This window comes from Thermomonas sp., from assembly GCF_025993755.1.
In the GTDB taxonomy this organism is placed as follows: domain Bacteria; phylum Pseudomonadota; class Gammaproteobacteria; order Xanthomonadales; family Xanthomonadaceae; genus Thermomonas.
The window spans coordinates 1-4,889 of the sequence record NZ_JAMQHN010000099.1 but is presented as its reverse complement, the minus strand read 5'-3'; the positions used below and the strand labels follow the sequence as shown (position 1 = coordinate 4,889).

The 4,889-nt window shown below is 61.3% G+C and carries 6 protein-coding genes and 1 pseudogene; 4 read left to right on the top strand and 3 right to left on the bottom strand.

Annotated elements, in window-relative coordinates:
- Positions 1-2,293: Tn3 family transposase (locus Q0X16_RS06810; protein WP_297832381.1), on the top strand; the 2,293-nt coding region annotated here is incomplete at its 5' end.
- 6 nt (positions 2,294-2,299) lie between these two features.
- Here the strand turns inward: Q0X16_RS06810 and Q0X16_RS06805 are convergent.
- Genes Q0X16_RS06805 through Q0X16_RS06795 form a run of 3 tightly spaced genes read right to left on the bottom strand, consistent with a single transcriptional unit; the run spans position 2,300 to position 3,167 of the window.
- A complete protein-coding gene (locus Q0X16_RS06805) occupies positions 2,300-2,521 on the bottom strand; it encodes a GDCCVxC domain-containing (seleno)protein (protein WP_291210770.1) in 222 nt (73 codons plus the stop codon).
- Positions 2,514-2,801 (bottom strand): cation transporter, encoded by a 288-nt coding sequence (locus Q0X16_RS06800; RefSeq protein ID WP_291210769.1) that lies wholly within the window; start codon positions 2,799-2,801, stop codon positions 2,514-2,516. Before Q0X16_RS06800 ends, Q0X16_RS06805 begins: the two co-directional genes overlap by 8 nt.
- Positions 2,802-2,810: 9 nt before the next feature.
- Positions 2,811-3,167 (bottom strand): mercuric transporter MerT family protein, encoded by a 357-nt coding sequence (locus Q0X16_RS06795; RefSeq protein WP_291210767.1) that lies wholly within the window; start codon positions 3,165-3,167, stop codon positions 2,811-2,813.
- Between the two features lie 42 nt (positions 3,168-3,209).
- On the opposite strand from Q0X16_RS06795, the gene Q0X16_RS06790 reads away from it, so the two are divergent.
- The 3 genes and pseudogenes from Q0X16_RS06790 to Q0X16_RS06780 form a co-directional block, all read left to right on the top strand.
- Complete coding sequence (locus Q0X16_RS06790; RefSeq protein WP_297832376.1) at positions 3,210-3,632, top strand: MerR family transcriptional regulator; 423 nt, start codon at positions 3,210-3,212, stop codon at positions 3,630-3,632.
- Positions 3,633-4,029: 397 nt separating this feature from the next.
- On the top strand, positions 4,030-4,470 hold the full coding sequence (locus Q0X16_RS06785; RefSeq protein WP_114958852.1) for a helix-turn-helix domain-containing protein: 441 nt from the start codon (positions 4,030-4,032) through the stop codon (positions 4,468-4,470).
- Positions 4,471-4,501: 31 nt separating this feature from the next.
- Positions 4,502-4,654 (top strand): annotated as a pseudogene (locus Q0X16_RS06780) (nitrilase-related carbon-nitrogen hydrolase); the annotation flags it as partial.
- Between the last annotated feature and the right edge of the window lie 235 nt (positions 4,655-4,889).

Genomic DNA, 4,889 nt, shown 5'->3' with positions numbered 1-4,889 from the left:
TCATATCGCCCAGTTAGGCGAGCTGGTAGGCGACGAGCAACATCTGGCGGAGGTGCCAGAACTCAAACGCAAGCACTTTGCTGCCGAGGCCCGGGCGCTGGACGCCGCCGAGCTGCGCGATTTCGGCCCGGCTAAGCGACACGCGCTACTACTGTGCCTGATCCACCGCGCCCGCGTGCAAACCCGCGATGACCTGGCGGAAATGTTCATCAAACGCATGGGCAACATCCACAACCGCGGTAAAGAGGAACTGGAGCGGCTGCATGCGCGCTACCGCGAGAAGACCGAGGCCATCGTGGCCACGATGTCGGATGTGATCCAGGTGCTCGATCGCCATCCTGGCGACACCGACGCGGGACGGGAAATCCGCCGCCTGGTCAACACGCGCGGGGGCGCCCAGACCCTACAGGCCGATTGCGAGGCCATCGCCGCCCACAGCGGTGACAACCATCTGCCGTTGCTGTGGCCTTTCTATAAGAGCCACCGCGCCACCATCCTGCGCATGGTGCGCAGGCTAGACCTGGAATCCACCACCGAAGACCGTTCGTTGATGGATGCTATCGAGCTGATCCTGTCGCAGGAGCGTGCCCGCGGCGATTGGCTCGATGAACCGGTCGATCTGGCGTTCACGACCCATCTCTGGCGAAAGACCATTACCCGCCGCACCGAACAGGGAGAGGAACGCATCCATCGCCGCCTGTTCGAGGTGTGCGTGTTCTCCTCGCTGGCCAACGAACTGAAATCCGGCGACGTGGCTGTACGCGGCTCGGAAACCTACGCCGACTACCGCCAGCAGTTGCTGCCTTGGGAGCAGTGCGAGCCGCTGCTGGACGACTACTGTCGCCAAGTAGGCTTGCCGGCCTCTGCGGTGGGATTCGTCAATGCGCTGCAGAGCAAGCTGATGCAGGTTGCAGACCTGACCGACCAGGGTTATCTGGAGAACGGCCAGGTGATCATCGACGACGACGGGTTGCCGGTGCTCAAACGCCACAAGGCCAAGGACATGAGCCGCGGTGCTCGCGCCTTGGAAACCGCGATCCTCGACCGCCTGCGCGAGCGCAGCGTCATCGAGATCCTGTGCGACGTGGCCCACTGGACCGGCTGGCCGCGGCATTTCGGACCGCTGTCCGGATCCGACACCAAGATCGACCAGCCGACCGAGCGCTACGTGCTGACGGCGTTCACCTATGGCTGCAACCTTGGCCCGGCCCAAGCCGCACGGCACCTGCGTGGCGCCGCTTCCGCGCACATGCTGTCGTTCGTCAATCGCCGGCACGTGGATGCGAACAAGCTGGCAGCGGCCTGTCGCGACATCATCAACAGCTATGCCGGCCTGCAACTCCCAAAACTCTGGGGTGACGGGAAGCGTGCCGCGGCCGACGGCACCAAGTACGACCTGTACGACCAGAATCTGCTCGCGTCATACCACATCCGTTATGGCGGCTACGGCGGCATTGCCTATCACCACGTATCTGATACCTACGTGGCGCTCTTCAGTCATTTCATCCCTTGCGGTGTGTGGGAAGCGGTGTACATCATCGACGGGCTGTTGAAGAACACCTCTGATATCCAACCTGACACCGTCCACGCCGATACTCAGGGCCAATCGTTGCCGGTGTTTGGGCTGTCGCATCTACTGGGCATCCAGCTGATGCCGCGTATCCGCAATTGGCGCGACTACCGGTTCTTCCGTCCGGAGGAGGACAGCCGCTACGAGCACATCGACGCGCTGTTCCGGGAAGACGTGGACTGGGATTTGATCGAGACCCACTGGAAGGATCTGATGCAAGTGGTGCTGTCGATCAAGTCCGGCAAGATCGCGGCGTCGACACTGCTGCGCAAGCTTGGCAACTACAGCCGCAAGAATCGGCTGTACCAGACCTTTCGGGCTCTGGGGGCCGCGGTACGCACGTTGTTCCTGCTGCAATACATTTCCGACCGCGAGCTGCGCGAGCAGATCACCGCCTCCACCAACAAGGTCGAGGCCTATAACGGATTCTCCAAGTATTTCTTCTTCGGCGGAGAGGGCGTGATCGCCGATAACGATCCGCTCGAGCAGGAGAAGGCAGTCAAGTACAACGACCTGGTCGCCAACGCCGTCATCTTCCATAACGTGGTCGAACAAACCCGCATCATCAAGACGCTTATACGGGCTGGCTGGAAGATCACCCAGGAGGACGTGGCTACGCTCAGCCCCTACGTGACCAGTCACGTGAAGCGCTTCGGCGATTACCTGATCGACGTGGACGATCTTCCGGAACCGTACGAAATCGAGCTGGCCCTGATTGCGTAGCGGGATTCAGCCTGTATGGCCGCAGCAGGAACTGTGTTGCTGGATAGGCGGGCACGGCACCGTGCCGAAGGAGCAAAACACACAGCAATCGCCTGTTTTAGGATGCAGGAGCGTGTGGCAGGCGGAGCACTCATAGAAGAACTGGCACGCCGTGGTGGGCATGGTTTCGGTTGCCTGGTGCCCGCATGCAGGGCACGTAAGCGTACTTTGCAGCTGCGTCTTAGCCACCGTTCGCGCTCACCTTGGCCGGAAAGCCGGCGTTGGTGATGGCTTTCGCGATAGCAGCCACGTTGGTCCGCTCGGCATCGAACCCCACCGACACGGTGGCGGCTTTGGCATCAATACGCTTCGTCGTCACACCCGGTACCGCGTCCAACGCCTTTTCGATCGTGATGTTGCACGCTGGACAAGTCATGTTCTCCACCTGCAGGACTACCTGCTTTGGAGTAGCCGCCCAAGCCAGGCCCATCCATGCCGTGAGTACCAGACTGAGAAGGATCTTGTGCATGTGGGACTCCTACAGGAACCAGCCGATGTAGTAAGGGAAGAGCAGCAGTAGAACGATCAGGCCAGTGGCGAACCACAGCCAGCACCGCTGGCGTTGCAATCGCATGGGATCGACGCAAATGCCATCGATGTGGCAGCGTCGGGTTGGACCATAGAGCCTCCAGAACGCCCAGCCCAGGCACACCAACGTGGCCGCGCTGAACCACGGGCGCCAAGCCTCCAGTGCAGTGAGATTGGAGATCCAGGCGCCACTGATACCCATCAGGACCAGCACCAAGGGCACGACACAGCACACGGACGCGCCGATAGTCGCGACGGCAGCTCCTATGAGGGCAGGGAGGGAGGAATGCGCGGGGCGTAGGGCCATACCCGCATGGTAATCTCCGTACCTAAGTACGGAGTCAAGTGGATGGCTGCTGGCGCAATGACGATCAGCCGGCTGGCTGCAGCCGCCGGCGTTCATGTGGAAACAGTCCGCTACTACCAGCGGCGAGGTCTGCTGCCAGAGCCTAAGCGCCCCATGGGCAGCGTGCGGCGGTACGGTCCAGACGATGTCGGCCGGCTTCAGTTCGTCCGCCGGGCACAGGCGATGGGGTTCAGTCTCGACGAGATTGCGGGGCTGCTGGCGGTCAAAGGCCAGCGCGCCTGCGAACAGACTCGCCACCTGACTGAACTGAAGTTGGCCGAAATACGACGGCGACTAGATGACCTACGACAACTGGAAGCCGACCTTGAGCATTTGGTGGATGAATGTCGCCATGCGGCGACAGGCGCTCCGTGCCCGACGCTCGATCTGCTAGCGCAGCCGGTGAAGAAGAAAAATGTCGGCTAAGTTATTGCATTGAAAGAACTATTATAGGTTCGTGGGGCATTTTTACACGTATCTCGGCTGAACCCCGGCAGGCACAGCGAGGCCAATAAAGCGATCAGCAAGCCACGGCAGAAGGAGTTCGTCACGGAAAGCGCCTAGGTGGGAGAGGGTCGAACGGGAATGGGAACCAGTTGCAGCTGCGCAGGATAAACCCTGTACCGGCTACAGAGTCAAGCAACTGCGACCTCAGCGGCCCGCCACCAGCAACCCGATCGCCAACCCGAAGGCGACCACGAGTCGCGCACAATGCTGCGCTGGTCGACACTCCATGGCATGACGGCCTCCGTTCTGCGAGGGCATAGCGCCCGTAGGCCCCACAGGGTAAAGTCCGTAGCTACTATAGGGTCAAGAGGCGTCGATGAAGATCAGCGAAGCGGCCGAATCCAGCGGCTGTCATCTGGAAACCATTCGCTACTACGAGCGCGTGGGGCTGATGCCCAAACCGCGCCGAACCGCCAGCGGTTACCGCGAGTACCGCGATGACGAAGTGGATCGGCTGCGTTTCATCACCCGCAGCCGCGACCTCGGCTTCAGCCTGGATGAGATCCGCAGCCTGCTACGGCTGGAAAGCGACCGCACGCTCTCCTGCGGCGAGATCGATGCGATTGCCCGCGAGCATCTGACAGATATCCGCAGCAAGCTCCGCGAGCTCAATCGCATTGCCCGGGAATTGGACCGCACGATCAATGCGTGCTCCGGAGGCGCACGGGGCCAGTGCTCGATTCTGGCCACCTTGCGGGAACCGATGCCTGCCTCGCGGGTCAAGACGACAGACGTGCGTCGGAAGCGGTCGGCATGAAGCGTCTGGCGATGCGATGCCTTGATGGGAACTGCCCGTGAGCCTGCGTATCGCGTTGGTCCAGGCGGACTTTCCCGTCGGGGACATCGACGGCAACGCAGGGCGCATTGCCGAGCGGATCGCCGAGGCGCGCGATCGCTATCACGCCGACCTGGTGCTGTTTCCGGAACTCAGCCGTACCGGACCAGTCACATCAATCGCTTTGGGGACTACACACTCGACTTGAGCCGGGAGATCGCGCCGCTCGATTATTCGAGCCGGATCCTGGCGAACTAGGTCGGAAGTGGGGACCTGCCGGCTTATGATTTTGGCGACTTTTTTGGGGTATCCGGATTTTAGTGTGGGAAGACCGCACTAGCCCTTCTTGTCTGACAGCTCTCGTTCGGTAGGTTTCTGGTATCGCAAGGCTTACGCGCTTT

Coding starts and splice junctions, on each gene's coding strand:
- Q0X16_RS06785 (WP_114958852.1), top strand. CDS start 4,030: ATGAAGATCAGCGAAGCGGCCGAATCCAGCGGCTGTCATCTGGAAACC.
- Q0X16_RS06790 (WP_297832376.1), top strand. CDS start 3,210: ATGGCTGCTGGCGCAATGACGATCAGCCGGCTGGCTGCAGCCGCCGGC.
- Q0X16_RS06800 (WP_291210769.1), bottom strand. CDS start 2,801: ATGCACAAGATCCTTCTCAGTCTGGTACTCACGGCATGGATGGGCCTG.
- Q0X16_RS06795 (WP_291210767.1), bottom strand. CDS start 3,167: ATGGCCCTACGCCCCGCGCATTCCTCCCTCCCTGCCCTCATAGGAGCT.